Below are 24,258 nucleotides of genomic sequence, written 5' to 3' on the forward strand. Positions count from 1 at the left end.
CAGGCATTTTTTCATGGCAATCACTCTACTTTCTATTATTATTGAGCTCTATAACATTAAAGTTGATTTATATACAAAAGTAGGGAAACTTTTTGAGTAACAGAATTTTGATTGTCGAAGACAGTCGTGCTTATAGAAATTACCTGCAGCAAATATTAACGAAAGCAGGCTACGATGTACTTGCCGCCGAAAGTTATGATGAAGCAAAGTCAACTTTAGCTTCACAGCCTGAACTATTGTGTGCTGTATTAGATTATTGCTTACCAGATGCCCAAGATGGCGAAATTATTGATCTGCTGTTATCTCATAACCAAAAAGTGATTGTGCTAACAGCCATGTTCCAAGAAGATATTCGTGAGCAAATGCTAGCGAAAGGTGTTTTGGATTACATACTGAAAGACAGTATGGCTTCTGTCTCCTACCTTCTTCCTCTCATCAAGCGCTTAACCAACAATCAGCATCACAAATGTTTGGTTGTAGACGACTCAATGACTGTTCGCCACCACGTTGTGCAGTTGTTAGAGCACCAATATATCCAAACACTTCAGGCTGAGAATGGCCAACAAGCGATTGAGTTAATAGAACAAAATCCCGACATCACATTTATACTCACCGATCATGACATGCCAATAAAAGATGGCATTACAATGATCCGTGAATTACGGCAGAATTTTGATAAAAACCAACTCGCTATTCTTGGTATCTCTGGAAGTGATGACCACACAATGACCGCTCGCTTCCTCAAAGCCGGCGCTAATGATTTCTTATATAAGCCATTTAATCAGGAAGAGTTTTTCTGCCGTGTTCATCAAATACTGGATATGAAGGAAGCAACAACAGAACTGTTTAGAATGGCAAACCAAGATGCTTTGACTGGATTGTGGAATCGCCGCTTCCTGTTTGGCCAAGCTTGTGATGGTTGCGAAAAACGTAATATTGCCATGTTAGATATCGACTTCTTTAAAAAAGTGAATGATAACTACGGGCACGATGGTGGCGATGCGGCACTCGTTATGGTCGCGAATATATTAAAAATCTATTTCCCAGATGATGTGATTGCGCGTTTCGGCGGCGAAGAGTTTTGTATTCAAGCGTGCGGTAGTTATGAAGATTTTGTGACCCGCTTGGAGCAAATGCGTCAACGAGTGGAGAAGACCCCTATTCCTTATCAAGATAAGAACATTCAAGTGACCATTAGTGTTGGTGTGGCGAGTGTTGAAGGTGATCTTGACCAACAGATTAAAGTGGCAGACGACCGTTTATATCAAGCAAAAGGGAATGGGCGAAACCAAACTATTTATCAGTAAGCCTCTCCTCTTGATATAAAGCCTAAAAAAACAAAACCCAGCCATTAGCTGGGTTTTATCATTCTTGCTATCGCTGATTAAGCAATGCGATCTTTTTCCCATGCAGCCAGCTTTTCTGCGCGGGCAGCTTCACGAGCTTCACGCTTCTTACGCGCATCACATGGCTCTGGGCAGTTACATACCTTCTCAATACCAACCGCACCAAGACCACCACAACTGCCTTTTACCACCTTCTTTTGGAAGATGTAACCCACTGCCATCGCTGCAATCACCGCAACAAAAACAGCAAAAGTAATTAGAAATGTACTCATAAGGACATGCTCACTTCTGTTGTTATTTCTTCATGAACGGCTTGTATGCTTCCGAAGCCAGCTCTTTAAAACCATCATCCGTTTTCACAATCATGAAAACAGGAATGTTATTTTCGTTCGCGATTTCCATGCCTTTGTTCTCACCTAGTACCATAAGGCCAGTTGCAAGACCATCAGCCGTCATCGACGATTTATCCAGTACCGTTACAGACACCACTTTATGATGGATTGGTTTGCCTGTTTGCGGATTGATGATGTGAGAGTATCGCACACCATTGCTCTCAAAGTAATTACGATAGTCACCACTTGTTGCAATTGCCATGTCGCCAGGCTCAATAATTTCTTGAATTGAGCGCTCATCAACAGTCGGCTTTTCAATTGCAATACGCCATGGCACACCTTCACGATTAATGCCTTTCAAACGCATTTCACCGCCAACTTCTACCATGTAGTTGTGAATGCCTTGTGATTGTAGGTAATCCGCAACCACATCAACACCCCAACCTTTTGCGATAGTAGATAGATCAACGTACAAGTTTGGAATGTCTTTCGACATTTTATTGCCTTCAACCGAAAGGTGGTGAATACCAGTATTCGCTTTACGAGCAGCTAGCTCTTCATCTGTCGGAACCACATCTGGACGCGCTTCTGGACCAAAGCCCCAAAGATTCACTAGTGGGCCAACGGTTACGTCTAGTGCGCCTAGAGTAAGACCGTTCAAGCGAATCGCTTCTTTCACTACCGTTGCCGTTTGCGGTGATACTTCAAATGGCTCACTGGTCTGGTGTTGGTTAAAACGGCTAAGCTCTGAATCTTCACGGTAAGTCGACATCTGATCGTTCACTTCTTCAAGTAGGCGGTCGATTTCTGTTTGCAAAACTTCAGGCGATGGCAGGCCATCTTGCTCGATGTATTTAATGTTGTATGTGGTACCCATTGTTGGGCCACTTAAATGAACTTGATCTGCAGGCTGTTCACAACCAGCTAGAACCAATAGAGAAGCGAATGCAACAAGCCACTTTTTCACTTGTTTACTCCTATTGTCGTTAAATTGATATGGAAAATGGGTTCTCTCAAGACAAACCGATTTCCTATAGCAACTGTTGAATATGGTTTTTATTTCTACAAAAAATAATGGCTAGCTCTTAGAGAGCTAGCCATAGATTCAATCACTTAGGGGGATTAACCACCGAAGTCATCTAGAAGGATGTTTTCATCCTCTACACCTAGATCTTTCAGCATGCCGATTACAGCCGCATTCATCATAGGTGGACCACACATGTAGTATTCACAGTCTTCTGGCGCTTCATGATCACGTAGGTAGTTCTCGTAAAGAACGTTGTGAATGAAGCCAGTGTAACCATCCCAGTTATCTTCTGGCATAGGGTCAGACAGTGCACAGTGCCATACGAAGTTATCGTTGTCAGCCGCTAGGCCATCGAAGTCTTCTACGTAGAACATTTCACGCTTAGAACGTGCACCATACCAGAATGACATCTTACGCTTAGAGTGCAGACGTTTCAGCTGGTCGAAGATATGAGAACGCATTGGAGCCATACCTGCACCACCACCAACGAATACCATTTCAGCGTCAGTGTCTTTCGCGAAGAACTCACCAAATGGACCAGAGATCGTACACTTGTCGCCTTCTTTTAGAGACCAAATGAACGATGACATGATACCAGGTGGTACGTCAGGGTTGTTTGGCGGCGGCGTAGCGATACGCACGTTAAGCATGATGATACCGTGCTCTTCTGGGTAGTTAGCCATAGAGTATGCGCGGATCGTTTCTTCGTTTACCTTAGACTCGTAGCGGAACAGGTTAAACTTGTCCCAATCTTCACGGTATTCTTCAGGTACATCGAAATCAGCGTATTTAACGTGGTGAGCTGGCGCTTCAATCTGGATGTAACCACCAGCACGGAAAGGTACTGATTCGCCATCTGGGATTTGTAGCTTAAGCTCTTTGATGAATGTTGCTTTGTTATCGTTAGAGATAACTGTACATTCCCACTTCTTAACGCCGAAGATTTCTTCAGGAAGTTCGATGTCCATGTCAGTTTTCATTGCAACCTGACACGCTAGACGCTCACCTTCACGTGCTTCACCTTTAGTAATGTGGTCAAGCTCGGTAGGTAGGATGTCACCACCACCTGATTTAACTTTTACGCGACACTGACCACAAGAGCCACCGCCACCACAAGCAGAAGATACGAATACGCCAGCACCAGCTAACGCAGATAGTAGCTTACCACCTGGTTGTGTAACGATCGCCAGTGAAGGGTCATCGTTCACAGAAATTGTAATGTCACCTGTTGGTACAAGCTTAGACTTAGCGAAAAGAATCACTAGTACTAGCGCAAGTACGATCAGAGTAAACATCACTACACCAAGAATAATGTCCATTGACTATTCCTTAATTGTTGCGGTTTACCCGACTTACAGTTGAACACCAGAGAAAGACATAAAGCCTAACGCCATTAGACCTACAGTGATGAACGTGATACCTAGACCACGTAGACCCGGAGGTACATCTGAGTACTTCATCTTCTCACGGATACCTGCAAGAGCGACGATCGCTAACATCCAGCCCACACCAGAGCCGAAACCGTAAACAACAGATTCAGCAAAGTTGTAGTCACGTTGTACCATGAAAGATACACCACCGAAGATCGCACAGTTTACTGTGATCAGCGGTAGGAAGATGCCTAGCGCGTTGTACAAAGGTGGGAAGAAACGGTCAAGAACCATCTCTAGGATCTGTACAAGTGCTGCGATTACACCGATGAAGGTGATGAAGTTTAGGAAGCTAAGGTCTACGCCCTCAACTAACGCGTTCTCTTTCAGAACTAGGTTGTAAACTAGGTTGTTCACAGGAACCGCGATAGTTAGTACTACCACTACTGCAACACCCAGACCAAAAGAGGTCTTAACTTTCTTAGATACGGCAAGGAAAGTACACATACCTAGGAAGAAAGACAGTGCCATGTTTTCGATGAAAATCGATTTAACTAGCAGACTGATGTAATGTTCCATGACGTCCTTACTCCTTCGCTTCGATTTGTTCAGGTCTGATAATGCGGATAGCCCAGATCATGAAACCGATTAAGAAGAATGCTGATGGTGCAAGTAGCATCAGACCGTTAGGCTGGTACCAACCACCGTTGCTCACTAGAGGTAGAACTTCCAGACCAAATAGTTTGCCTGAGCCAAATAGCTCACGGAAGAAACCAACAGTGATAAGAACGAAACCGTAACCAAGACCGTTACCGATACCATCAATTAGCGATGGGATTGGCGCAGATTTCATTGCGAATGCTTCTGCACGACCCATTACGATACAGTTCGTAATGATCAGACCTACGAATACAGATAGCTGTTTAGAGATATCGTATAGGTATGCTTTAAGCACCTGGTCTACCACGATTACTAGTGATGCGATGATTGCCATCTGAACGATGATACGCACACTGTTAGGAATGTGGTTACGGATTAAAGAAACAGAGAAGTTCGACAGTGCAGTTACAAACGTTACCGCTAGTGTCATTACAAATGCTGTTTCTAGTTTAGTTGTTACTGCAAGAGCAGAACATACACCAAGAACCTGCAGCGCGATCGGGTTGTTATCCAACACCGGCGCCATAATGCTCTTTTTAATGTTTTGTGCGCTAGACATTAGTTCAGACCTCCGTCACGAACTTTTGCTAGGAAAGGACCGAAGCCCATGTCACCTAACCAGAAGTCAAATGTACCTTGAACACCGTTACCAGTTAGTGTCGCACCAGATAGGCCATCAACGCCGTGTTCAGAACCTTCTGGAGCACCACCTTTAACAATCTTGATTGCTGGTTTGTGGTTCTCATCGAATAGTTTCTTACCAACGAATTGAGCGCGCCATGCTGGGTTTTCTACTTCACCACCAAGTCCAGGAGTTTCACCTTGCTCGTAGTAAGTAATACCAGACACAGTGTTACCGTCAGTTTCAACCGCAACGAATGCGTACATCATTGACCAAAGACCTGTACCGTGAACAGGGATGATAACTTTCGAGATTTCATCACCACTTTTCACTAGGTAAACGATACCTGTGTTAGCACGACGTAGGATCTTAGCTTTGTCTTCATCAGCCGTTAGCTTGATAGACTCAGCTGGATCTTTAGCGGCTTTACGTTGGTCGTAGTTAGCTGCTGTAGAGCCATCTTCAGCTTTCTCTACAAAGTCACCCGTTTTGAAATCAACTAGACGAGGTTCAATGTATTGTGCAAATAGCTCAGGTACTTTTTTACCGTCTGCTTCAATGCCAGCAACTTCTACAATCTTAGATTGCTTATCTAGGACAGCGTTAGCTTTTTGCTTGTCACGCAGGCCTACGGCTGCTGTTGATACGATGATTGAACAAACAAGGCTCAACCCGATAACAACACCCAGCGTCTTTTTAATGCTGTCGTTATTACTTGCCATAGCGTGCTAGTCTCCGCTTGATGTTCTTCTCGATAACCACATGGTCGAACAGAGGTGCGAATAGGTTCGCGAATAGAATCGCCAGCATCATACCTTCAGGGTAAGCTGGGTTAACTACACGAATCATCACACACATTGCACCGATTAGGATGCCGTACCACCACTTACCGCCATTGGTAAATGAAGCTGATACAGGGTCTGTTGCCATGAAGAACATACCGAATGCAAAACCACCTAGAACTAGGTGCCAGTGCCAAGGCATGTTGAACATTGGGTTGGTGTCAGAGCCAATCACGTTGAATAGTGTTGACACTGCAATCATACCGATCATTACACCCGCAATGATGCGCCACGAAGCGATTCGCATGTATACGATCATCGCTGCACCGATCATTAGAGCTAGAGTCGATACTTCACCAATTGAACCAGGGATGTTACCGATGAAAGCATCCATCCAAGTGATAGGAGCGCCAGTGATGTTGTTGATCAACGCGCCGCTACCGCCGTGAGCCCATTGGCTAAGAGCAGTTGCACCAGAGAAGCCGTCAGCTGCTGTCCATACTACGTCACCCGAGATTTGTGCTGGGTAAGCAAAGAATAGGAAAGCACGACCCGCAAGAGCAGGGTTCAAGAAGTTACGACCTGTACCACCGAAGATCTCTTTAGCAACAACAACACCAAATGTGATACCTAGTGCCGCTTGCCATAGAGGTAGCGTTGGTGGAACGATAAGTGCGAATAGGATAGAAGTTACAAAGAAGCCTTCGTTAACTTCGTGCTTACGCACCATACAGAAAAGTACTTCCCAGAAGCCACCAACAATAAATACTGTTGCGTAGATCGGTAGGAAGTAAGTCGCACCTAGTAGCATCTTACTGCCAACACCAGCTTCAGCACCGATGGTGCCGCCAAACATTTCTGTTAGCCAGTAGTGCCAGTTACCTGCGATAACTGTCGCTAGTTGATCACTAGCGTACATGTGGTTAAGTGCTGCGATAGCTTGGCCACCCGCGTTGTACATACCCCAGAACATTGCTGGGAATACCGCGAACCAAACCATGATCATGATACGTTTTAAGTCAACGCTATCACGAACGTGCGAGCTACGTTTTGTTACTAGACCTGGTGTGTAGAAAAGCGTTGCAGCAGCTTCGTACAGTGCAAACCATTTTTCGTGTTTACCACCTGGTTCAAAATGATGCTCGATATCCTCTATGAATTTCTTAAGCATGGATTACCCTTCCTTCACAATGGTATCTAGGCATTCACGAAGTAGCAGACCGTACTCGTACTTACCAGGACATACAAAGGTGCACAATGCCAAATCTTCTTCATCCAGTTCAAGTGCACCTAGTGCTTGAGCACTATCAGTATCACCGGCACATAGATCACGAAGTAGCAATGTAGGCTCCATATCAAGTGGCATTACACGCTCGTAGTTGCCAATTGGAACCATTGCACGATCACTACCGTTAGTTGTCGTTGTCATATTGAACAACTGACCCTTAAAGATGTGACCAAGGAAAGATTTCGTGATTGAGAATTTGTTTTTGCCAGGTACAGCCCAGCCAAACAGTTCTTTTTCACGACCTTCACGCAGGACAGAAACCTGCTGATGGTAACGACCAAGGTAGGCATGTGGACCAGACGCTTGTGTACCTGAAAGTACTGAGCCTGAAATCACACGAACTTCACCTGGCATCAATTCGCTGTCAGTTAGGTCTTCAAGAGAAGCGCCTACAACAGTACGAAGAAGACGTGGGTTATTCACTACAGGACCAGCAAGAGATACAACACGACCTGTGTATAGCTCACCAGTAAGGAATAACTTACCGAACGCGATAACGTCTTGGTAGTTGATGCTCCAAGCCACGTTTTGTGCATTTACTGGGTATAGGAAATGCATGTGGGTGCCAGCAAGACCTGCTGGGTGAGGGCCATCGAAGACGTGTTCTTCTACATTAGACTGAGAAGAGCGTGGTAAACTAGTACCAGATTTACATACGTAAACCTTGCCTTCTGTCAGGGCTGAAAGAATGTCTAGACCTGCAACGAATGCTTCTTGTTGTTCATTGATGATCAACTCAGGCTGTGCTGCTAGTGGATTAGTATCCATTGCAGTTACGAAAATAGCCTTAGTAGCAGACTCGATTGCTGGAACCTTGCTAAACGGACGAGTACGTAAAGCGGTCCAAAGGCCAGATTCAACCAATTGAGTCTTGATCACTTCGCGATCTAGACCTGCTAGTTGAGCTGCTTCGAACTTATCAAATGTAACCTGCTCTTCGCCTGCCACTTCAATCACTACAGATTGAAGTACACGCTTAGCGCCACGGTTAACTTCGATCACTTTACCGGCTGCTGGAGCAGTGAACTTAACGCCAGGGTTCTTCTTGTCTTCAAAAAGAACTTGCGCTTTTTTCACTTCATCGCCAACGCGGACATGCATGGTAGGACGCATGCCAACGTACTCTTCGCCAAGCAAGGCGACTTTTTTGATGGTCTTACCATCATTAATCACCTGGGATGGAGCTCCTGCGATAGGAAGATCCAAGCCCTTCTTTATTGTAATCATACGCACTTGCACTACTTTTATCGGGAAAAAGATTCTTTTGATTGCGTAACTTTTAGACACGACATCAGTGTCCGGTTTTGATGCTGTTTGAAACATCAAAATCGCAACATCCTATTAAAAATCTCATCACATTTTTTGAGCGAGATTTATCAGGTGCAGTAGTCTAGCATTTTTTGGGAACTTGATGCCATGACCAATGACAGCAATAGTGGTTTTATTTCGACCGAATCAGATCTAAAAGGCTAAAGAATAGTCATAAGTTTGAACCATCGCACAATTGCATCGTCCTCTACGAATACCTATTTAGTGATATATTCATGGTTTGAAACAAACAGAAATTTCTATTTATTTGTTGAAACACTGTTAACACATTTTTTAACCAGCTTTTGTACCACATTGTGTCCCCGTAAAAATGTAAAATAAAAAAAGATGACTCTCGTCATCTTCTTTTATCAATACTTTAGCGCCCTCCGCCCATGCACATTGGGCTATCTGGCGCACCATTTTGTTGCTCATGCCACTCAGCTTCAGTGTAAGTATGAATCGCCAAAGCATGAATGTGATTATCAAGTTCATCAGCCAAGATTTGGTTAACTTGTCGGTGACGACCAATTAAACGCTGACCGTCAAAAGCATTACATACGACAATCACTTTAAAGTGGCTTTCTGAGCCTGGTGGAACATTATGCATGTAGCTTTCGTTAATCACTTTTAGGTAACTAGGCTGCAGCTCACTATGTAGCTTCTTTTCTATGATTTCTTGGATCATATTACGTCCTCGCAAATACGAATTATGCAAGTATATACGCAACTCATTCAAACAACGTACAACTGGTTTAAATTTCAAAGAGCCTTCACACTTCTTTGCTTGTGTCACGTGCAGCGCTAAAACACGAGAAACAGAGAATTGACAGCTTTTTAGTATCTTGTCCCGCTATCATCTGCGACAATACCAGCTGTATGTTACAACTACCCTTAACTCACTTATGAAAACCGAACTGAACCTTCACGATAGAAGTCTTACACTTCATCGCTTCCCAAAGCGCACTAATGAAACACTTCAAGCTTGGGATGCGGGAGATGAGTACCTAATTAACCACGTGGAAGAACTGGATCTGCCTACCAATCAGAACATACTTATCATCAATGATAGTTTTGGAGCATTGGCATGCTGGTTTTCAGAGAAGCATAACGTCACATCGATAAGCGACTCATTTGTCTCTCAAAGAGGAGCTCAACTGAACTTAGAGAATAATCACTGCAATAGCGTGACTTTTGACTCAACCATCAGTGAAATTTCCAACCAAACCGATATCGTTTTGCTTCAGTTACCCAAAAGCAATCGTCATCTAGTTTGGCTGTTGAGCCAACTACGTAAAACACTGCCCGTATCGTGCCCTATTATCGCAGTAAATAAAGCGAAAGATATTCATACATCAACGCTCAAGTTATTCGAAAAGCACTTAGGCGAAACAAAAACGTCTTTAGCTTGGAAGAAGCATCGCTTGGTTTTTTCTGCTGCCAATGCACAACCCGTTATCACCGTTGACCCTTTTACGGTTTGGGGTGTCGAAGGTGAGAACATACAACTAAAAAATCTGCCAAATGTTTATTCAGGCGAAAGCTTAGATCTGGGTGCCCGCTTTATGCTTCAGCATATTCCGCAAGATCCTAAAATCAAAAGCATCATCGACCTTGGATGCGGTAATGGTGTGTTGTCAGTAAAAGCAGGACAACTCAACCCAGGCGCTCAGTTAACGCTCGTTGACGAGAGCTTTATGGCTATCGAGTCTGCCAAACAGAACCTTATTGATAACCTAGGTGCCGAGCATCCCGCCCAATGCATCGTCAATAACTGTTTAGATGGCTTTGAGCACAATAGTGCAGACTTAATCATGTGCAACCCACCATTTCATCAGCAACAAGCTATTACCGACCATATTGCTTGGCAAATGTTCTGTGATGCGAAACAAATTTTGAACCAAGGTGGTAAATTACAAGTCATAGGTAATCGCCATCTTGGTTACGACGTTAAGCTGAAACGCTTGTTTGGCGATAAAAATGTGAAACTTGTCGCTTCTAACAGTAAATTCGTAATTTTACAGGCGACAAAAGATCCTGCTAAATTAAGCGTTATGCAATAAAGCTATGACTTTAAAAAGGAATAATAAGATGAAAAAACTGGTATTAGCAGCTTCAGTTGCCCTGCTTGCTGCCTGTTCTGCCCCACAGCAGCCACAATTGAACCTTATGCCTCAAACTACTTTGAGCACGAATTCAATTGTACAAGGAAAAACCTACAGCTTAACCAGTAAAGACGTCCGCGCTGCACAATATGTGGCATTGGTTGATAACGGCCGTTCAAATATTTTACCTCTACACGCAAAGCAAAACCTTAGAATCACTCTTGAAGACGCATTTGCTCAGCAATTTGCTTCTCAAGGTTTCCGCACCGACCTCAATAGCAATAACTCTATCGAGCTAGAGATCCAAGAAGCGCTTATCAATGTGAAACATTCGGTCATGGAAAATGAGATGGATGCGAAGGTCGTTATCGAGATCACTGCAGAAACACCTGAAGGTAAATTGGTTAAGACCTACACAGGTACTGCTAAACGTTCGGGTACGTTAAGTGCCTCTGATTCAGACATTGAAGAAACGCTTAATGATGTTATTAGTTTAACCTTAAAAGAAGCAGCGAATGATTCTGAACTTCGTCAGTACATGCAGGAGCGATTCTAATGCTACGTAAAGCGATTCTTTCTCTTGCACTATTAAGCTGCAGCGTTTTTGCGGGCCCAAAAGTTGCGTTTGAAACCACGTTAGGAAACTTTACGGTGGAGCTAAACGAAGAAAAAGCACCAATCACCGTCGCAAACTTCCTGAAATACGTAGAAGATGGCAGTTACGAAGGCACGATTTTCCACCGCGTGATCCCTGGCTTTATGGCACAAGGTGGTGGCTTTGACCAAGATATGCAAATGGTACAGACATACGCACCGATCAAAAACGAAGGGAACAACGGTTTAAATAATGACCGTGCAACCATCGCAATGGCTCGTACCAATGCTCCCGATTCAGCTACTCGGCAGTTCTTCGTTAACCTAGTAGATAACGATTTCTTGAACTACGGCTCTCGCCCACCAGGTTATGCTGTGTTTGGTGTTGTTACTGAAGGCTTCGATGTCATTGAAAGCATGGCGAAACAACCAACCAAATCTATTGGTCGGATGCGCGATGTCCCAGAGACACAAATCGTCATCACCAAAGCAACACTACTCAAATAGCCAAAATCATAAGCCCTTTGAATATTCGAAGGGCTTTCTCTTTTAGCGGCTCTATTTTAACGGATTGATTTATGTCTTCATTACCTTCCATCACTTGGTTGGAAACGGTAAAAAGTTACCTCGATAAACGCCTACTTTGGGTTTTCATGCTTGGCTGCTCAAGCGGCTTTCCATGGGTGCTTATTGGTTCAAACATGTCAGGCTGGCTCAAAGATGCTGGCTTAACGTTATCGGCAATCGGTTATTTCGGTAGCGTTTTTGCAGTTTACGCAATCAACTTTTTATGGGCGCCATTAGTTGATCGTGTCAAATTACCTGTTTTGCATCGTTTACTAGGGCAGCGCCGAAGTTGGATTTTTCTTTGCCAAAGTATCGTGCTAGTTGCGACCTTATTTATTGCTGATGTGAACCCCGCAGAGAATTTGATTTTCACCTCTATGCTTGCTCTATGTATAGCAACAGCATCCGCAACCCAAGACATCGCTATTGACGCTTTTCGTATTGATACCTTCCCAAAAACTGAAGAATCAAAACTCCCGCAAGCTTCAGCAATGGCTGTAATCGGTTGGTGGACCGGTTATTCGTTACCAGGCTACCTTGCATTTATTAATGCAGATACAGTGGGATGGAACGGCGTCTACTACGGCATGGCAATGATTGTTGTTCTACTGATGATTTTTACTCTACTAGTTGGAGAACCAAATACGCAGCGAGAGCAGCTTCAACGCGAAGCAGAACAACGCCATAAAGAAGTTGTAGGTTCTAAGTTAGTTGCTTGGTTTACTGTAACCGTCGTTGAACCCTTTTTAGACTTCTTTAACCGTAACGGAGTTCGGGTCGCTATCACGTTGCTACTGTTCGTCTTTCTATTCAAAATTGGTGAAGCGTTCTTAGGCCGTATGTCGATTGCCTTCTATAAAGAGATAGGCTTTAGTAATGAACAAATTGGCTACTACTCTAAGCTCATTGGATGGGGCGCAACTATGGTATTCACGTTTGTTGGTAGTATGTTCAACGTGAAGTTCGGCATAGTAAGAGGCTTGATGATTGGCGGCATTGCGATGGCGGCAAGCAACCTCATGTTTGCTTGGATTGCGAAAGTTGGCCCGAGCGAGCATTTATTCTTGGCAACGATCTTTGTAGACAACTTTACAACGGCATTCTCTACCGTTGCTTTTGTGTCGTTCTTAACGGTCCTTACCGGGCAAGCTTTTTCCGCTACTCAATATGCTCTATTAGCTTCACTTGGTAACTTTGGCCGAACTACTCTTGCATCTTTCAGTGGCGAGCTCGTTGATTACCTAAATGATTGGACTGCTTTCTTTGTCCTTACCGCTTTGATGGTCATTCCAAGTTTAATCATGCTTTATTCACTGCGACACTACTTCACAGAGTTACTAGAAAAAGCTAAACAAAGAGATTAAAGAACAAGTGATGAAAAAAGCCACCGGACATCGGTGGCTTTTTGATAGGGGCCTGTTGAGCCAATATTTAAGGATACATGCCCTTGCCAAACATATTGAAAATTCGAGCAACACCTTGTGTAAAAATCATCGGCTCCGTCAGGACTGTTAAACATAAACAGTCTTCACCTGGCTTAGTGAATGGACTGTGCTTAACAGTGGCATCTTTGACTAGCATATCACCAACCTCGTAATGACCTTCCTCATCACTAAAGCCACCGTGTAACACTAAGGTCGATTCCAACCCTTTGTGAGTATGCTGAGGGATCCGTACGTCTTCGCCAATGTACATAAGATTGACGCGGGCATCTTCTCCAAGATCTAATTGAGCGCTATATACCTTGCCGCCATAACTCTTCCAATCACACACCAAGTCAGAAAACCGGCTCAGAGTTTTGGGTAATGTAAAGTCCTTCCCCGCGACTTGAATTTTAGCTTGCTCTAGCACAATGATATCGTCGGACACGACTTCTGCAGACAGTATATCGTCAAGCATGGTGTCAAACTCTTCTCCATACTCTGTAGGAATATCACTAACAAGTACGGCTTGAGCAGCCTCTACTTGGTTTACATAGGCACGACAATCGGAACAAGTCTCTAAATGCGTAGCGACAACTAAGCCAGAAACTGCATCAATACTTCCCGAAGCATATGCCTCTAACAAGTTTTTATCTGGATGTTTGTTCATAATTGCTCCGTGTGCATTGAATGCCTCAACTTCTCAACTGCAAGCCTCAGCCGAGATTTGACTGTGCCTAAAGGGATCTCAAACATTTCTGCAACTTGCTGATGTGGTAACTCTTCCAAATACACCGCTCTTAGCACATCTCGCTGGTTCTTGGGTAAAATCTCCAAGAACTTCACAACTTGCTCTTTTAGCATGTCTTGCTCTGGTGAGTAATGGTCGACTAAATCCGGTGGGTAATATTCTGAAGGCCAAATGTCATCAGAATGAATATGTAACTCCTTCCCTTTCTGCTTTCTCAGCAAATCAAAGCAAAGGTTACGCAATATTGTGTAAATCCAAGTGGAAAGAGCACTTTTTGATCCGTCGTACAAGTGTGCTTTCTGCCAAACGGTCGCCATGGTCTCTTGAACCATTTCCATTGCGACCTGCTCGTTTCCAACATGTTTGTAGGCGAACTGCTTAAGCTTTGGGGCATAGAAACGGAATACGAAAGCAAAAGCGACTTTGTCTCTCTCTTTTACTTTGTCCATATAATCGTTCCACTCGCTTCGCCCAAGCTTCTGCGGACTATCACTCATCATAATCAGCCTTTTTAACGGGAGGAGTTTCCTCCTCCCTTCCTTTGTTACTTGGTGATGTCACCAACAAGCAGACCAAAACCACCACTTTCATCAATCGCAATCGCCTGATATACCTTACCATTTTCTAGTGTAGGTAACGGTGCAGGACCGATGACCGGAGTTTTGTCTCCTGGCGCTGTTACGGTTACAAAGTAATCTCCAGCAGTGACATAAACATTTTGAGCACTATTTTTATACGCAAAGTCGGCTAATGCTGGATCACTTTGAGAAATATCTTGCGACGATGTTAAATAAACATCTACTCTCGCGGCGGCTGGATTTGCTGCTGCGTGAGTGACATTCAATACCGCGCTTGTCGCAATGGATCTTCTGTTATCTGATACCACAAGCGGCTCTATCGCTAGTGGTGCTACCGTACCTACGGCATAAACACTGTAAGACATGCCGTTATCCAAAGTTACATCAGCATCGATAATAGGATCCGCTAGCCCTGCGTCGACAGTTGCATTGTATGTACCCGCATCAACCGGAAGATAATTAGAAATATCTTTAAACATCACATTGCTAAGCACGACATTACCATCTAGAGCCACATCAACATCTGGCGCTCCATCGACAAGGTGACCGACTCTCAACTCAGACTTACTGCCTGTATTTAAAATAATAGACGACCCCATACCATCGAGCACTAGCAGCTTGACTGGTGAGTCCGAAATCGTGCCACCGGTTTTGATTGCCGCAATCGTTAAATCTGCATTTGCAGGGAGCGGGATTGTACCTGAGTCAAAAGTGACGATACCACTCGCAACAAGACGAACTTGGTAGTCACCCGCCGCAATATTGAGGACGTCTGTAGAGTCTTTGTACCCGAGAGTAGAAATGGGTGAAGAGGAAGCGAGGTCGGCCCCTGGAGCTGTGACGTATAAATCGACGTCACCTACACCAGCCGCCGCATGCACAACTTGAACGTCCAAACTATTTTCGTCAGCCATCGACATCGCGCTTCTTGTCACGATCAATGTCTCCACTGGATTAGCAGACCCCGTCGCAGCATCACCGACAACAAACGCTGTGTACTTAAGGTCAGAGTCTAAATCTAACGAAGTTTTTTCAACTACGGTTGCAACGTAACCACCCGGAAGCTGTACGTCAACTTGAACCGAGTTTGAACCCTCACGCAGTTTTACGTAGCCTGACCCCACGCCATAATCGACATCAGTTAGTGCTGCGTTACCATTTATCCATACATTCGCTAAAGGGGCATCTGCAGAAGCATGAACAGCTTGAAGGTTTGAATACTCAATCGTGTCACTGTCTGAGCCACAAGCAGCCAAGCCAAAAGCAGTAACCAAGGTCACTGCAGCTTTAGTTAGTCCTTTCATATCCTAGTCTCTCTTTCGTTTGGAGCTTCAATGGCATGGGTAAGAAACGTCAGAGCATCGATGCAATCATCCGCACCAACTAACTTTTCAAACAATGAACGATTGAGTGGCAATAGCTCCAACCAACGCTGCGTAACCCAGGAAGGGTCGTCATAGAAACGATGCTGGTATAAATTGCCAAGTTGAGGAAATTGTTCATACACGTGGGCGAGTTGCGTACTCAAATGAATAAAGTCAGGGTAAGAATGAGGCTGTTGCCAGTTTTCCATCCATTCGACGTCAGCATGACGAAGACCATCAAAATCAGAGCGCACACGCTTCACGCGGAAGCGTCTCTCCCCCACAACCGTAATGCCAAGAAGCCCATCACTGAGTGTTTCGAAATCAACAATGGTCACCAAAGTACCGATGGACGACACGTTACCCGCTGCTCTCTGGTGACTATCGTTACCGACCAAGCAAACCCCAAACCCAATGTTCTGTAAGCTGCACTCTTTCACCATTCGCTTGTAACGTGGTTCAAAAATACGCAGATTCATTTTCCCTTCGGGCAAAACCACTGAGGTTAGTGGGAATAACATCACTTCATTCATTAAATCGTCCTCTTTGATTCAGTAACTCATACGAGAGACGTATCAGTCAGATCACTAACGATTTATGTTGGTTAAACGACTGGCTTAAAATGTCATAAAATTGCCCACGCAAACGATCTAAATCACACAATTTATGCAAAAAAGTGCAACAAGATAAAAGTTCCGTTATTAAAATTAGTTTCGTGACAAACATCACCAAAAACCTTCATTTTTGCATCCTTTATCACTTTCATTTGCGATTTTTATCGCTATTATCCCTGCCAATTGGAAAGCGCAGCAAAGATTGCGTGTTCTGAATCATTACAAACATAGAGAGTCCCCTTATGCGTAAATCACTTCTAGCTCTTGGCCTTCTAGCGGCTACTTCAGCTCCAGTAATGGCTGCAGATTACTCTGACGGCGATATCCACAAAAACGATTACAAGTGGATGCAATTCAACCTAATGGGTGCATTTGACGAACTTCCAGGTGAGTCTTCTCACGACTACCTAGAAATGGAATTCGGCGGCCGCTCTGGTATCTTCGATCTTTACGGTTACGTTGACGTATTCAACCTAGCGACAAACAAAAGCAGCGACAAAGCTGGCGCACCTAAAATCTTCATGAAGTTCGCTCCACGTATGTCTCTAGACGGCCTAACTGGTAAAGACCTATCTTTCGGTCCAGTTCAAGAGCTTTACGTTGCAACACTATTTGAGTGGGACGGTACTGATTACAAAACAAACCCATTCTCAGTAAACAACCAAAAAGTTGGTCTAGGTTCTGACGTAATGGTTCCATGGTTGGGCAAAATCGGCCTAAACCTATACGGTACTTACCAAGGTAACAACAAAGATTGGAACGGTTTCCAAATCTCGACTAACTGGTTTAAACCATTCTACTTCTTCGAGAACGGTTCATTCATCTCTTACCAAGGTTACATCGATTACCAATTCGGTATGAAAGATGAGTACTCTACTGCTAGCAGCGGTGGCGCAATGTTTAACGGTATCTACTGGCACTCTGACCGCTTCGCAGTGGGTTACGGCCTGAAAGGTTACAAAGACGTTTACGGTATCAAAGATACTGACGGCTTCAAATCTACTGGCTTCGGTCACTACCTAGCTGTAACTTACAAGTTCTAATAGAACCGATAAGTTCCCCAAAAATGGCGCCTCTTGGCGCCATTTTTATTTGCTTTCCTTTTCTCCCTCATTATCCTTGCAGCAAACCTTTTTACTGAGAGCGTTTGGTGAATATTCTTATCCTTGGTCCGGGAGCTGTTGGCTCACTCTGGGCGACCAAATTTCAACTTGCTGGGCACAATGTTTCCCTATGGGGAAGAAACTCAAACAGCCAACAGTTGCTGCAACTTGATGACCGCCCTGCTATCAATTTTGCCAATCAACACATTCCTTCTGTTCAAAATGCAGATCTGATCGTTGTGACGGTAAAAGCATGGCAAGTAGAGGGAGCCATTGAACCTCTTCTTCCCTACATCAGCGAAGACACCATCGTGATGTTAATGCACAACGGTATGGGTACTGCACCGCTACTTGAAGCAAAACTGGCTGATAACCCATTAATAGTTGCTACAACAACGCACGGTGCTTACAAGCCAAGTAAAGAGCAGGTTCTTCACACTGGTCATGGGCACACACAACTGGGTGGTTTTAACGCTAAAGGTGCTCAATGTGGCTTTCTTGCTGATGTGATGAGCCACGCTTTGCCCGAGGTAAATTGGAACCCAAATATCAACGCTGCATTGTGGACAAAACTTGCGATCAATTGCGCAATCAACCCCCTGACTGCCATCCATCAAGGCAAGAATGGTGAGCTTGCCGCTCCTGAGTTTGCCACCGAGTTGGCGAACATCACTCATGAGTTAGTGGAAGTCATGAATAAAGAAGAGATCGAGGTAGATTTTGACTCTCTTCACGCCACTATTATGCAAGTGGTTAACGCTACAGCGGCCAACTACTCTTCTATGAGGCAAGATGTTTTTCACCAACGTCGTACCGAGATAGACTTTATTACTGGTTATCTACTGCAAGCCGCCGAAAAGCATCACATTAGCACGCCAGAGAACGCCAAACTCTATCAACGCATCAAACAGATTGAACAAAGCTGGACAGAACAATGAATAAAAAGATCTTAGTACCTATCGCGCCGGGCACAGAAGAAATGGAAGCGGTAACCGTTATCGATTTAATGGTTCGAGCAGGCTATGACGTAACGGTCGCAAGCGCAGATTTCGATGGTGCACTTACTATGAAAGCGTCTCGTGGTGTGACACTTACCGCGGATTGCAAGCTGGTTGATGTTGCCGATGACGAGTTTGATGCGATTGTTCTATCTGGCGGCGTAGGTGGTGCAGAAACCTTCCGTGATAGCACCATCATGATTGAGATCCTGAAACAGCATATGTACGAAGGTAAACTGGTTGCGGCAATTTGTGCTGCTCCTGCTTTGGTTTTGCAACACCACAACCTTTACCCTGAAGCTTTGATGACATGTCACCCAAGCTTCCAATCTCATATTCCGGAAGACAAATGGCGAGCAAAACGTGTCACCATGGACGTGAATCACAATCTACTGACAAGTCAGGGACCAGGAACCGCACTTGAGTTCGCTATGGAAATCATTATCAAACTTTCCGGTAAAGAGCATGGATGGATGGTTGCAGAGCCGTTAGTCACGATCCCAACACTGCATTATCACGAATTCGGTGACGAATAATGTTTGACGTAAACGCTGTACGCGAACAGTTCCCAGCCCTGAATCAAGACGTCAATCAATCACCTTTGGTTTACCTTGATAGCGCAGCAACAACGCAAAAACCGCAGTGCGTGATTGATGTGATTAGCCGTTACTACAGTGCACAAAATGCTAACGTACACCGAGGCAGCCACAGCCTAACAGCCAATGCGACCAGTCAATTTGAGGCGGCTCGTGAAACCGTTGCAAAGTTCATTGGTGCAAACAGTTCGAAAGAAATCATTTGGACTCGCGGTGCAACCGAAGCACTGAACCTAATCGCGCAAACTTATGCCCGTAGTACTCTTCAAGCTGGTGATGAAATCCTGATCAGTGAAATGGAACATCACGCCAACATCGTACCTTGGCAAATCGTCGCCGAACAAACTGGCGCGAAAATCATTAAGATTCCGATGACCTCCGATTGCCAGTTCGATATCGGTGCATTTGAAGCATTGCTGTCGGAGCGCTGTAAAATCGTAGCGTGCGCGCAAATCACTAATGTAACGGGCTCTCGTCAACCTATCGAAAAAATCATCACTATGGCGCACTCGGTAGGTGCTGTTGTGGTCGTCGATGGTGCACAAGGTATTGTTCATGAACCGTTGAACTTGGCAAATCTCGATGTCGATTTTTATGTCTTCTCTGGTCACAAACTGTATGCGCCAGCTGGGATTGGGGTGCTGTATGGCAAGCTCGAACTTTTAGATGCGATGCCACCATGGCACGGCGGCGGTAAGATGGTTGAAAGAGTATCGTTTGAGAAAACCACCTTCTCAGCCTTGCCAGGTAAGTTTGAAGCGGGTACGCCAAACGTCGCAGGCGCGATTGCGCTAGCAAAAGCCATCGATTGGTACCAAGGCTTTGACCAAGTCGCAGTAGAGGCACATCTGCATTCACTACAAGCCAAAGCTTACCAAGCATTAAGTCAGTTGGACGATATTCAAATCCTCGGTTACCAACCGAATGCTTCAGTGCTTACCTTTGTGATGGATGGTGTTCACCATCAAGACATTGCCACCCTGCTTGATCAACAAGGTATAGCCGTTCGTGCTGGGCATCACTGTGCTCACCCTCTGATGGATGCGCTCAACGTTAAAGGCACGGTGCGCGTTTCTTTTGGTATCTACAATACCTTAGAAGATGTTGAGAGGCTGATTGCAGCAGTCGAGAAAGCAGTCGATATGCTTTAGGAAACAGGCAGGTCTTAGGTTTAAAGATAGGTCCTAGATTCCTAGGGCCTAATATCTTGGATTACGTAGTCTTTTTAGTTGGAAAACACAGCTGTCATTCTGAACAGTGAGGAACGAACGTGATTCAGAATCTGCGGATCGAATTTGAGGACGCAAAGGTGATGAATCGAGGCTAAATTGCGTGTAGGTACTAGATTCCTAGTCTCGCTAAGGCTTGCTGGAATGACGTTATTGCGAAAGTATTTTTTCTGTTATCGAGAAGCAAAGCGCTCCGTATTCCATACATCTCTCAATAGTCAACGAAACGCACAAAGCTCCCAAGGTGCTTTCCTAGGCTCCTAGACCCTATCAACCTAGGATCTATAACTAGTCCCTTTTCTTACTGAGCTTGTGTTTTGATCTGCTCAACAATCGCTTTTAAACCATTGCCACGTGATGGGCTAAGGTGAGCGATTAAACCAAGTTTTTCAAAGTAAGCATCAATATCAAACGCTTGGATTTGCTCTGCCGTTTTACCGTCGTAAGCCGCCATCACCAAGGCAATCAGACCACGAACGATACGCGCGTCAGAATCAGCGCAGAAGTGCCATACGCCTTCTTGCTCCTTGCTCACCAGCCACACTAGGCTTTCACAGCCAGATACCGTAACTTGCTCTGATTTAAGCTCTTCAGGCATTTGAGGTAACTTTTTACCCCATTGAATCACCTGACGGTAACGGTCTTCCCAACCTTTGAATTGCTGCATCGTTGCTGCAATGTCTTCACTGGTGATGTCTGTACCAAACGGCGAAACAGGAAAATCAGTCATGGTGCGCTCTCTTCTTTGAATTACTTCTTGTGCTTTTGAATCAGCTTTTCAACGATACGTGATACCGCAACAAAACCGAAAGTCGCCGTTACAACAGTCGCCGCGCCAAAACCACTCGCACAGTCCATACGTTTTGGACCTTCCGCTGTCGATTTCACACCACATACCGAGCCATCCGCTTGTGGGTACTTCAACTGCTCAGTGGAAAACACACAATCGATGCCAAACTTACGCGCTGGATTTTTCGGGAAGTTATGATGACGACGCAATGTGTCTTTGATCTTCTTCGCTAGTGGATCTTGGATAGTTTTGGTCAGATCCGCCACCATGATTTGGGTTGGATCGATTTGACCACCAGCACCACCTGTCGTGATCACTTTGATCTTGTTGCTGCGACAGTAAGCCAACAGAGACGCTTTTGCTTTTACGCTATCAATCGCATCCAACACGTAATCGAACTCTTTTCTCAAGAACTCGTGCTGGTTACCTGGCGTGATGAAATCGTCAATCAGATTCACCTTACACTCTGGGTTAATCAGCTTAACGCGCTCTGCCATCACTTCTATTTTGCTCTGACCAACAGTACCAGTCATCGCATGGATTTGACGGTTAATGTTAGTCACACACACGTCATCCATATCGATAAGCGTTAGCTCACCAATACCAGTACGAGCCAGCGCTTCTACCGCCCAAGAACCTACGCCACCGATACCAATCACGCACACGTGTGCAGCACGAAGAATTTCTACTTCGCTGTTACCGTAGAGACGACGAGTGCCACCAAAACGTTGGTTATAGCTGTCAGATGCCGGAGTATCGAGTTCACGCATATTGAAGTTCCAGATGATCGATAGAAAAACAAAGAGTGCGATTTATACGCACTCTTTGAGGAAATGTCTAGATGATGAGGAGTGATTCCTCTCGCTAAGCGCTTATTGTAACTTCTCTGGCGGTAAAGCCCAAGGCGCTTGCGTTGATGTGTTTTCCAATCCTAACTTCCACACTCGACCAAAGTGCTTGTAGTGACCCGCAGCGGTACCCGCGCGCGGTCCCATACCATGGTATAGGTCTAGATGGTTTTGCTTCACCGCACCGCCAGTGTCTAACACAATAAGAAGACGAAGTTGGTGTGCTCCACTCCATGTACCGTCTTTATTAAGCAATGGAACTTCCGCCAAAATTGGCGTACCCATCGGTAAAATCGAACGATCGCCCGCTACCGATGCCATTGGTAACAAAGGAATACCCGCAGAGCCTGTTACTGGCGCATCTGCTTGTGGCGCAAAGAAGACATAAGAAGGGTTTTGTTCTAACAACTCACGCACCGTTGCTTCATCATTTGCCATTACCCATTCTTTGATCGCTTTTAACGACATCTTTTCACGTGGTACTTCACCACGCTCAATTAGAATACGGCCAATGCTTACGTACGCTTTGTTGTTCTTTCCGGCGTAAGCGAAGTACTCCAACGTGTCGTCGTCTTCAAAATGCACAAAACCACTACCCTGTACTTCCATCATAAATGGGTCGATCATGTTTGGCGCGTAACCAAGCTCAAGCCCTTGCCCCTCTAGTGCTCCGTTATAGATCTCGGCGCGAGTCGGACAATCTGAGCTACAAGTCGGCTTACCGTAAACTGGATATCTATACTTTTCATTAGGCTCATGACGTAATTCCATCACTGGTGAAAAATACCCCGTGAATAGTACATTACCCTTTTTGTCACCGCCGCCAAGCTGCGCAGTTTGAATGCCGTAAGCACTGAGCGCTGTTGTATCACCGCTCTGTAATGCCCATTCACTCAACTTCTCGTAAAGTGGTTGGTACATTTTTGCCATTGAAGGCGACTTGGTTACAACTTGCTCTGCTTGCTTGTTGAACTCAGTAAAGTCTTGCGGCTTATTAGATTCAACCACATCTACTTTATTAAGTATGTTGGTAAAATCACCATCAAGATATTGTTGAGCTCGCTCCGTTGGTTGAGCACAGCCAAATAAAAGACCTAATGAGATAAGAGGTAGAAGTTTTTTATACACGAAGGGTTTCCACTGTTAAAGATAGCAAGAGGATGACAAACAAATACCGTTGAAGCAATTGAAAAGCTGCGACAAAGTGTATCAACTATGAGCGAATGTACGAGCTCCTCGTACAGGTCATCAACCAAATATATTTATAGCAGAGGAAAATAGAAGAAATGTCCAAGCAATGTTTGATATTTCTGACTCGGTAAACGTAGGGAAATAATACCGACGGAATTAAACCCTCGCTTCCATGCGATGAAAAAAGTGGTGCGAAGTTCTAGCGCAGAGACAAGTCGCTTTTGCCCTCTAAACGGAAAACAGGCAAATAGTGCGCATTGGAGTCTAATTTCATCTCCGTGTGGCTTTGGCCAATAAACTCAAACTCTCTTATTTTAGAGCCAACTTTATACGAGAAGGTTTTACCGTCAAACTCAAAGTCAGTGGCAACGGTAGAGCCCTGAACGATGATACCCCTTTCACTGACAATAAACTCTTCACGAGCGTAAGGTGCTACCTCTTGCTCAATCCACTTTCCATATATCAATGATTTTGGTACCGGTTCATAAAATAAGCGGCCAATTAAGTCACCATAAACCCCCATAACAAGCACAGAACCAACTAAAGCAATGAGCATCAGTGTGCGTTCAGTCCATTTTCGAGTATTGGTTTTTTTCTGAGTTGGCTGTTCATTAATGGCAGCATTTTTTTTCGCTAAAGAAGACATCACACTTTCTTACTTTGAAACCACACACACATTCTACTCTCTTATGCTAAAGAGAATAAAGAGTGAACAAATTGATGTTTGCTCTTTGTTCCAAAAAACACCTTGCCAACCAATGAATAAAAAGACAA

26 protein-coding genes are annotated in these 24,258 nt (G+C 44.6%); 9 read left to right on the forward strand and 17 right to left on the reverse strand.

Annotated features, from left to right (window positions below):
• The first annotated feature begins 92 nt into the window (after nt 1–92).
• Nucleotides 93–1,307 (forward strand): diguanylate cyclase, encoded by a 1,215-nt coding sequence (locus ACTS60_RS12995; RefSeq protein WP_440888580.1) that lies wholly within the window; start codon nt 93–95, stop codon nt 1,305–1,307.
• Nucleotides 1,308–1,384: 77 nt separating this feature from the next.
• On the opposite strand, the gene nqrM is transcribed toward ACTS60_RS12995, so the two are convergent.
• The 9 genes from nqrM to ACTS60_RS13040 form a co-directional block, all read right to left on the reverse strand.
• Nucleotides 1,385–1,618: a (Na+)-NQR maturation NqrM gene (gene nqrM / locus ACTS60_RS13000; protein ID WP_005436655.1), complete on the reverse strand. Its 234-nt coding sequence runs from the start codon at nt 1,616–1,618 to the stop codon at nt 1,385–1,387.
• 22 nt (nt 1,619–1,640) lie between these two features.
• The gene (locus ACTS60_RS13005; protein WP_440888581.1) at nt 1,641–2,645 is read right to left on the reverse strand and encodes an FAD:protein FMN transferase; all 1,005 of its coding nucleotides are present in this window, start codon (nt 2,643–2,645) and stop codon (nt 1,641–1,643) included.
• A 155-nt stretch (nt 2,646–2,800) separates the two neighbouring features.
• A complete protein-coding gene (gene nqrF / locus ACTS60_RS13010) occupies nt 2,801–4,024 on the reverse strand; it encodes an NADH:ubiquinone reductase (Na(+)-transporting) subunit F (RefSeq protein ID WP_005436653.1) in 1,224 nt (407 codons plus the stop codon).
• 33 nt (nt 4,025–4,057) lie between these two features.
• A complete protein-coding gene (gene nqrE / locus ACTS60_RS13015; RefSeq protein WP_005436652.1) occupies nt 4,058–4,654 on the reverse strand; it encodes an NADH:ubiquinone reductase (Na(+)-transporting) subunit E in 597 nt (198 codons plus the stop codon).
• Between the two features lie 7 nt (nt 4,655–4,661).
• The gene (locus ACTS60_RS13020; RefSeq protein WP_005436651.1) at nt 4,662–5,294 is read right to left on the reverse strand and encodes an NADH:ubiquinone reductase (Na(+)-transporting) subunit D; all 633 of its coding nucleotides are present in this window, start codon (nt 5,292–5,294) and stop codon (nt 4,662–4,664) included.
• Complete coding sequence (locus tag ACTS60_RS13025) at nt 5,294–6,079, reverse strand: Na(+)-translocating NADH-quinone reductase subunit C (RefSeq protein WP_038885205.1); 786 nt, start codon at nt 6,077–6,079, stop codon at nt 5,294–5,296. Before ACTS60_RS13025 ends, ACTS60_RS13020 begins: the two co-directional genes overlap by 1 nt.
• Nucleotides 6,069–7,310: an NADH:ubiquinone reductase (Na(+)-transporting) subunit B gene (locus ACTS60_RS13030; RefSeq protein WP_440888582.1), complete on the reverse strand. Its 1,242-nt coding sequence runs from the start codon at nt 7,308–7,310 to the stop codon at nt 6,069–6,071. The genes ACTS60_RS13025 and ACTS60_RS13030 overlap by 11 nt, the downstream gene beginning before the upstream one ends.
• A 3-nt stretch (nt 7,311–7,313) precedes the next feature.
• A complete protein-coding gene (locus ACTS60_RS13035) occupies nt 7,314–8,654 on the reverse strand; it encodes a Na(+)-translocating NADH-quinone reductase subunit A (RefSeq protein WP_440888583.1) in 1,341 nt (446 codons plus the stop codon).
• A 460-nt stretch (nt 8,655–9,114) separates the two neighbouring features.
• Nucleotides 9,115–9,423, reverse strand: coding sequence for a BolA/IbaG family iron-sulfur metabolism protein (locus tag ACTS60_RS13040; protein WP_010449838.1), 309 nt, complete (start codon nt 9,421–9,423; stop codon nt 9,115–9,117).
• Nucleotides 9,424–9,640: 217 nt separating this feature from the next.
• On the opposite strand from ACTS60_RS13040, the gene ACTS60_RS13045 reads away from it, so the two are divergent.
• From ACTS60_RS13045 to ACTS60_RS13060, 4 genes are all read left to right on the forward strand, one after another.
• Nucleotides 9,641–10,798, forward strand: coding sequence for a methyltransferase (locus ACTS60_RS13045; RefSeq protein ID WP_440888584.1), 1,158 nt, complete (start codon nt 9,641–9,643; stop codon nt 10,796–10,798).
• A gap of 28 nt (nt 10,799–10,826) precedes the next feature.
• Entirely contained in the window at nt 10,827–11,396 is a 570-nt protein-coding gene (locus tag ACTS60_RS13050; RefSeq protein WP_010449842.1) for a YajG family lipoprotein, read from the forward strand.
• Nucleotides 11,396–11,941, forward strand: coding sequence for a peptidylprolyl isomerase (locus ACTS60_RS13055; protein WP_440888585.1), 546 nt, complete (start codon nt 11,396–11,398; stop codon nt 11,939–11,941). Before ACTS60_RS13050 ends, ACTS60_RS13055 begins: the two co-directional genes overlap by 1 nt.
• Nucleotides 11,942–12,012: 71 nt before the next feature.
• Entirely contained in the window at nt 12,013–13,365 is a 1,353-nt protein-coding gene (locus ACTS60_RS13060) for an AmpG family muropeptide MFS transporter (RefSeq protein WP_440888586.1), read from the forward strand.
• Between the two features lie 67 nt (nt 13,366–13,432).
• On the opposite strand, the gene ACTS60_RS13065 is transcribed toward ACTS60_RS13060, so the two are convergent.
• From ACTS60_RS13065 to ACTS60_RS13080, 4 genes are read right to left on the reverse strand one after another with little or no spacing between them, the layout of a single operon-like run.
• Nucleotides 13,433–14,092 (reverse strand): ChrR family anti-sigma-E factor, encoded by a 660-nt coding sequence (locus tag ACTS60_RS13065; protein ID WP_440888587.1) that lies wholly within the window; start codon nt 14,090–14,092, stop codon nt 13,433–13,435.
• Nucleotides 14,089–14,673: an RNA polymerase sigma factor gene (locus tag ACTS60_RS13070; RefSeq protein ID WP_440888588.1), complete on the reverse strand. Its 585-nt coding sequence runs from the start codon at nt 14,671–14,673 to the stop codon at nt 14,089–14,091. The genes ACTS60_RS13065 and ACTS60_RS13070 overlap by 4 nt, the downstream gene beginning before the upstream one ends.
• A gap of 44 nt (nt 14,674–14,717) precedes the next feature.
• Nucleotides 14,718–16,055 (reverse strand): DUF4397 domain-containing protein, encoded by a 1,338-nt coding sequence (locus ACTS60_RS13075; protein WP_440888589.1) that lies wholly within the window; start codon nt 16,053–16,055, stop codon nt 14,718–14,720.
• The gene (locus tag ACTS60_RS13080; RefSeq protein ID WP_440888590.1) at nt 16,052–16,648 is read right to left on the reverse strand and encodes an LON peptidase substrate-binding domain-containing protein; all 597 of its coding nucleotides are present in this window, start codon (nt 16,646–16,648) and stop codon (nt 16,052–16,054) included. The genes ACTS60_RS13075 and ACTS60_RS13080 overlap by 4 nt, the downstream gene beginning before the upstream one ends.
• Nucleotides 16,649–16,971: 323 nt before the next feature.
• On the opposite strand from ACTS60_RS13080, the gene ACTS60_RS13085 reads away from it, so the two are divergent.
• The 4 genes from ACTS60_RS13085 to csdA all read left to right on the forward strand — a co-directional run bounded on the left by ACTS60_RS13085 (nt 16,972) and on the right by csdA (nt 20,577).
• A complete protein-coding gene (locus ACTS60_RS13085; RefSeq protein WP_440888591.1) occupies nt 16,972–17,772 on the forward strand; it encodes a nucleoside-specific channel-forming Tsx family protein in 801 nt (266 codons plus the stop codon).
• A 107-nt stretch (nt 17,773–17,879) separates the two neighbouring features.
• Nucleotides 17,880–18,770, forward strand: coding sequence for a 2-dehydropantoate 2-reductase (gene panE / locus ACTS60_RS13090; RefSeq protein WP_440888592.1), 891 nt, complete (start codon nt 17,880–17,882; stop codon nt 18,768–18,770).
• A complete protein-coding gene (locus ACTS60_RS13095; protein ID WP_440888593.1) occupies nt 18,767–19,366 on the forward strand; it encodes a DJ-1 family glyoxalase III in 600 nt (199 codons plus the stop codon). Before panE ends, ACTS60_RS13095 begins: the two co-directional genes overlap by 4 nt.
• Nucleotides 19,366–20,577 carry a cysteine desulfurase CsdA gene (gene csdA, locus ACTS60_RS13100; protein WP_440888594.1) on the forward strand — a complete coding sequence of 404 codons (1,212 nt, stop codon included), beginning with the start codon at nt 19,366–19,368 and terminating at the stop codon, nt 20,575–20,577. Before ACTS60_RS13095 ends, csdA begins: the two co-directional genes overlap by 1 nt.
• 379 nt (nt 20,578–20,956) lie before the next feature.
• Here the strand turns inward: csdA and csdE are convergent, their stop codons facing one another.
• The 4 genes from csdE to ACTS60_RS13120 all read right to left on the reverse strand — a co-directional run bounded on the left by csdE (nt 20,957) and on the right by ACTS60_RS13120 (nt 24,130).
• Nucleotides 20,957–21,385 (reverse strand): cysteine desulfurase sulfur acceptor subunit CsdE, encoded by a 429-nt coding sequence (csdE, locus tag ACTS60_RS13105; RefSeq protein WP_038864626.1) that lies wholly within the window; start codon nt 21,383–21,385, stop codon nt 20,957–20,959.
• A 20-nt stretch (nt 21,386–21,405) separates the two neighbouring features.
• The gene (gene tcdA / locus ACTS60_RS13110; protein WP_440888595.1) at nt 21,406–22,215 is read right to left on the reverse strand and encodes a tRNA cyclic N6-threonylcarbamoyladenosine(37) synthase TcdA; all 810 of its coding nucleotides are present in this window, start codon (nt 22,213–22,215) and stop codon (nt 21,406–21,408) included.
• Nucleotides 22,216–22,317: 102 nt separating this feature from the next.
• Complete coding sequence (mltA, locus tag ACTS60_RS13115) at nt 22,318–23,421, reverse strand: murein transglycosylase A (RefSeq protein ID WP_440888596.1); 1,104 nt, start codon at nt 23,419–23,421, stop codon at nt 22,318–22,320.
• A 262-nt stretch (nt 23,422–23,683) separates the two neighbouring features.
• Nucleotides 23,684–24,130 carry a DUF2850 domain-containing protein gene (locus tag ACTS60_RS13120; protein WP_440888597.1) on the reverse strand — a complete coding sequence of 149 codons (447 nt, stop codon included), beginning with the start codon at nt 24,128–24,130 and terminating at the stop codon, nt 23,684–23,686.
• Nucleotides 24,131–24,258 lie beyond the last annotated feature (128 nt).

The sequence above is a fragment of the Vibrio sp. WZ-1 genome, from assembly GCF_052037695.1.
Taxonomy (GTDB): Bacteria; Pseudomonadota; Gammaproteobacteria; order Enterobacterales; family Vibrionaceae; genus Vibrio.

What these genes read in the sequence shown, in the direction of transcription:
- ACTS60_RS13085 (WP_440888591.1), top strand. Translation starts at nt 16,972, where the DNA reads ATGCGTAAATCACTTCTAGCTCTTGGCCTTCTAGCGGCTACTTCAGCT.
- ACTS60_RS13045 (WP_440888584.1), top strand. Translation starts at nt 9,641, where the DNA reads ATGAAAACCGAACTGAACCTTCACGATAGAAGTCTTACACTTCATCGC.
- ACTS60_RS13080 (WP_440888590.1), bottom strand. Translation starts at nt 16,648, where the DNA reads ATGAATGAAGTGATGTTATTCCCACTAACCTCAGTGGTTTTGCCCGAA.
- nqrF (WP_005436653.1), bottom strand. Translation starts at nt 4,024, where the DNA reads ATGGACATTATTCTTGGTGTAGTGATGTTTACTCTGATCGTACTTGCG.
- ACTS60_RS13060 (WP_440888586.1), top strand. Translation starts at nt 12,013, where the DNA reads ATGTCTTCATTACCTTCCATCACTTGGTTGGAAACGGTAAAAAGTTAC.
- ACTS60_RS13025 (WP_038885205.1), bottom strand. Translation starts at nt 6,079, where the DNA reads ATGGCAAGTAATAACGACAGCATTAAAAAGACGCTGGGTGTTGTTATC.
- ACTS60_RS13120 (WP_440888597.1), bottom strand. Translation starts at nt 24,130, where the DNA reads ATGTCTTCTTTAGCGAAAAAAAATGCTGCCATTAATGAACAGCCAACT.
- nqrE (WP_005436652.1), bottom strand. Translation starts at nt 4,654, where the DNA reads ATGGAACATTACATCAGTCTGCTAGTTAAATCGATTTTCATCGAAAAC.
- ACTS60_RS13030 (WP_440888582.1), bottom strand. Translation starts at nt 7,310, where the DNA reads ATGCTTAAGAAATTCATAGAGGATATCGAGCATCATTTTGAACCAGGT.
- ACTS60_RS13095 (WP_440888593.1), top strand. Translation starts at nt 18,767, where the DNA reads ATGAATAAAAAGATCTTAGTACCTATCGCGCCGGGCACAGAAGAAATG.
- ACTS60_RS13050 (WP_010449842.1), top strand. Translation starts at nt 10,827, where the DNA reads ATGAAAAAACTGGTATTAGCAGCTTCAGTTGCCCTGCTTGCTGCCTGT.
- nqrM (WP_005436655.1), bottom strand. Translation starts at nt 1,618, where the DNA reads ATGAGTACATTTCTAATTACTTTTGCTGTTTTTGTTGCGGTGATTGCA.
- ACTS60_RS13035 (WP_440888583.1), bottom strand. Translation starts at nt 8,654, where the DNA reads ATGATTACAATAAAGAAGGGCTTGGATCTTCCTATCGCAGGAGCTCCA.
- ACTS60_RS13075 (WP_440888589.1), bottom strand. Translation starts at nt 16,055, where the DNA reads ATGAAAGGACTAACTAAAGCTGCAGTGACCTTGGTTACTGCTTTTGGC.
- ACTS60_RS13020 (WP_005436651.1), bottom strand. Translation starts at nt 5,294, where the DNA reads ATGTCTAGCGCACAAAACATTAAAAAGAGCATTATGGCGCCGGTGTTG.
- tcdA (WP_440888595.1), bottom strand. Translation starts at nt 22,215, where the DNA reads ATGCGTGAACTCGATACTCCGGCATCTGACAGCTATAACCAACGTTTT.
- ACTS60_RS13040 (WP_010449838.1), bottom strand. Translation starts at nt 9,423, where the DNA reads ATGATCCAAGAAATCATAGAAAAGAAGCTACATAGTGAGCTGCAGCCT.
- ACTS60_RS13055 (WP_440888585.1), top strand. Translation starts at nt 11,396, where the DNA reads ATGCTACGTAAAGCGATTCTTTCTCTTGCACTATTAAGCTGCAGCGTT.
- ACTS60_RS13070 (WP_440888588.1), bottom strand. Translation starts at nt 14,673, where the DNA reads ATGATGAGTGATAGTCCGCAGAAGCTTGGGCGAAGCGAGTGGAACGAT.
- csdA (WP_440888594.1), top strand. Translation starts at nt 19,366, where the DNA reads ATGTTTGACGTAAACGCTGTACGCGAACAGTTCCCAGCCCTGAATCAA.
- csdE (WP_038864626.1), bottom strand. Translation starts at nt 21,385, where the DNA reads ATGACTGATTTTCCTGTTTCGCCGTTTGGTACAGACATCACCAGTGAA.
- ACTS60_RS13065 (WP_440888587.1), bottom strand. Translation starts at nt 14,092, where the DNA reads ATGAACAAACATCCAGATAAAAACTTGTTAGAGGCATATGCTTCGGGA.